This window comes from Microcoleus sp. C2D2, assembly GCF_036702495.1.
Classification (GTDB): Bacteria; Cyanobacteriota; Cyanobacteriia; order Cyanobacteriales; family Microcoleaceae; genus Microcoleus.
Genome location: NZ_JAUBTO010000329.1, coordinates 1 through 2937 on the forward strand (window position 1 = coordinate 1; position 2937 = coordinate 2937).

At 40.6% G+C, this 2937-nt stretch carries 3 protein-coding genes and 1 pseudogene; 1 reads left to right on the forward strand and 3 read right to left on the reverse strand.

From position 1 onward, the window contains the following. Positions 1-588, forward strand: a pseudogene (locus QUB61_RS38750) (IS1634 family transposase); the annotation flags it as partial. On the opposite strand, the gene QUB61_RS38755 reads toward QUB61_RS38750, so the two are convergent. The 3 genes from QUB61_RS38755 to QUB61_RS38765 are packed head-to-tail and all read right to left on the reverse strand — an operon-like array spanning position 588 to position 1397. Further along, complete coding sequence (locus tag QUB61_RS38755; protein WP_333136737.1) at positions 588-923, reverse strand: transposase; 336 nt, start codon at positions 921-923, stop codon at positions 588-590. The pseudogene QUB61_RS38750 and the gene QUB61_RS38755 overlap by 1 nt on opposite strands. Before the next feature lie 21 nt (positions 924-944). After that, positions 945-1109 (reverse strand): hypothetical protein, encoded by a 165-nt coding sequence (locus QUB61_RS38760; RefSeq protein ID WP_333136739.1) that lies wholly within the window; start codon positions 1107-1109, stop codon positions 945-947. Positions 1110-1160: 51 nt separating this feature from the next. Continuing rightward, positions 1161-1397 carry a hypothetical protein gene (locus QUB61_RS38765; RefSeq protein ID WP_333136741.1) on the reverse strand — a complete coding sequence of 79 codons (237 nt, stop codon included), beginning with the start codon at positions 1395-1397 and terminating at the stop codon, positions 1161-1163. Positions 1398-2937: the final 1540 nt, after the last annotated feature.

Below are 2937 nucleotides of genomic sequence, written 5' to 3' on the forward strand. Positions count from 1 at the left end.
AGTTTGCTTGCAAACAGTCAGGCCATCCAAGCCGCCACAGCATTTTCACAACAACTACCCTATCATCAACTAGACGATCTGCAAGTATGGGAAATTGTTCAGCACCAACGACGTGGTAGACCACGCAAAGATCAGGTGGGGCACAAACATTATCAAATATCTGCCACTCTCATCTCTAAACCTAAGGCTATTGAGGTGGAGATTCAACGGGCTGGCAAGTTTATCCTGGCAACTAATGTCTTGGATGAGCAAATTCTCAGCGATGAGTCTGTCCTCAAGGAATACAAGGCACAGCAATCCACCGAACGCGGTTTTCGGTTTCTCAAAGATCCGCTATTCTTTACTTCAAGTATCTTTCTGAACACTCCTCAACGAGTTGCAGCAATGGCAATGGTGATGGGTTTATGCTTATTGGTTTATAGTTTAGGTCAACGGGCACTGGGCCAAGCTCTGGAGACAGCCAATCAAACGGTTGATAATCAAGTTGGTAAACCTACCACGAAACCCACCCTGCGATGGATTTTTCAATGTTTTATGTCGATTCATTTGTTGACAGTTGAGAGCACCAAACACATTATATCAATTTCCTAAAGTCCTGCTACAGATAGAGCCTCTAAAAAAAATTCCCATCCAGTCAAAGAAGCAATAACTTCCAACGTCAACTTATTTAACTCTTTTTGCACTGCTGCTCTCAACTCTTCTATTTGGTCAAATCTCAACCATTTCAATTGTTCTTTTACGTAACCCCACAGTCTTTCTATGGGGTTTACTTCCGGACTGTATGCGGGTTGAAACAGTAAAATAACATTTTCGGGTATGCTGAGATTTAAAGAGTTATGAAATCCGACCTTATCTAATTGAATTATATGTAAATCCTCCGGATACTCACTGGCAAATAGCTCTAAAAACTTCTCGAAGCACACTGTATCTAAATGTGTAAATTCCTAAAAAAAGCTGGCTCCAGTTAGCGGTTCTACTGCCCCATAAAGCCACAAATAAGTAAAATCCCATTGCACCTTTCCTTGCGGCTTGATTCCGTAACCTGTTAACTTTCTTCTTTGAATTGTATGCAGCCCCATCCGACTTTCATCTTGACTCCAATATCGCACTTTTTTCCACTGCTTTAAAAAGCTCTCACTCGCTCCTCACACTGCTTTTAATTAGAGATGAGAGTTTTTTTTAAATTCTTCTACTACCCCGGGTTTCTGTTTTTCACTTACCGGACGCGGGACTTTTAATTTTCCTTTTAGCCGATATCTTGCCCATTGGTGTACTGTGCGATACGCCACTTTCACTTTACAGCAGCTTGTCAGCCATTGGTGTACTTCTTTGTAGCTACTGAATCCTTCGGGTTCTTGTAATTCCTTTGATAATCTCTCTACAGTTTCAGGATTCATTATTTAAGGTCGAACCGAACGAGGTTTCTGCAATAATAATTCTTCTATTCCCCCTTTTCTGTAACTAGACAACCATCTTTGTATTGTGGTACGATGTTTCCCGGCGTCGCACAGCAGCAGACAATACGCTGTCTACAGTTTGGGTTTTAAGCCAATACAGAACTTGTAGTTTTTCGTGGCGCAAAACATCTTTTTCTTTCCTTATAAGAGTCGTCAGCTCTTCTATTGTTTCCCGAATTTCAATCCGAACCCACGACTGACATTTTTCTTCCTTATATTTGGGAAATGGCTCACAAAAACCATATCTACTAATTGTAGCACTATTTTATGAAATTGGTATTACCAATCTCACGTCAGAGCGATTATGGATTCTCCAGTTTTTTGGTGCTCCTTGCCGTAAATATTATCTCCTTTCCTAATCTACCTGCGGAATGTGGGCACTAATTGCGCCAATGGCTGTGACGAACGCTCCTCGATAAAAGGGTTTGATTCCTCCTACTCTTGTCCCCAACGGAGAACGGGCAGGGCTTCTAGCCAAACCCAGCATCATCCCTGTTTCGTCTAAAAATACGCTTGTTCTGGGCCTCGATATTTCTGATTTTTTCCCAATACTCAACTCTTAATTTTTGTACTTTTTCTGTTCCCGCTTGGCTACTGTACCATGTTTTTTTTTTACGATTGAGTCCTAATTTTTGTACATAGCGACACAGAGCCGTCCGACTTACCCATTTTCCAGTCCGTTGCCCTAATAATTCACACAATTCGCTCTTTCGTAGCATCAGGATAGTCCGCTAAAGCATGCTCTCACTGCCGTTTCTGCATCAGTCAAAGGACTGAATCGGGGTTTACCCCTCTGCGCAAGGAAGTAGGTTTCCCTGAGTTGGTTGTTGCTTGACCAGTTTTTGAACTAGACTTTTAGTAACGCCAAACCGGGTGGCTACTTTTCTCGCTTGACCTCTTTTCTGCCAAGTGTGCTGTCACTATTTTTGAGCCCAGGTCTAGAGAATAGGATTTCATGAGGAGCTTTGACTATCAGATGCTTTTCACCTTAATTCTTAATTGTACCTCATAGCATCGGAAAGTGCTGTAAGACGCGATTTAATAAATACTCTAGCTCTTCAATTGATTTAAACAGTCGATTAGCAATATATTCTTTTGTCGAAGGTCATACCCATTCAATTAAGTTATAGTCCTAGGATATATTCGGGCAGGAATTCTCAATGAATATTAGGCATTTATGTTTCAATTTTTTTTAGGTACTCTTCTTTCTTAGGAAAACTGGCATGCTCAAGGATGATAACTATTTTCGCTTTTTACGCAGCAAAGTCTGATGCTTGATTACTTGCTTTTACCCATTCATAAATTAACTTTAAATATAAAATAAAAAATTTATAAAAATTACTTGAGTTGCCTTTATCTAGAAACTCTACAAACCTTTTATTGTCGGAATACCTTAGTCCTCCCGGGTGCATCTCACTTTGGCAAATACATCAAATTGAAAGTTGACCGTTGAGATAAGCACAGCGAAGAGCAAGGATAG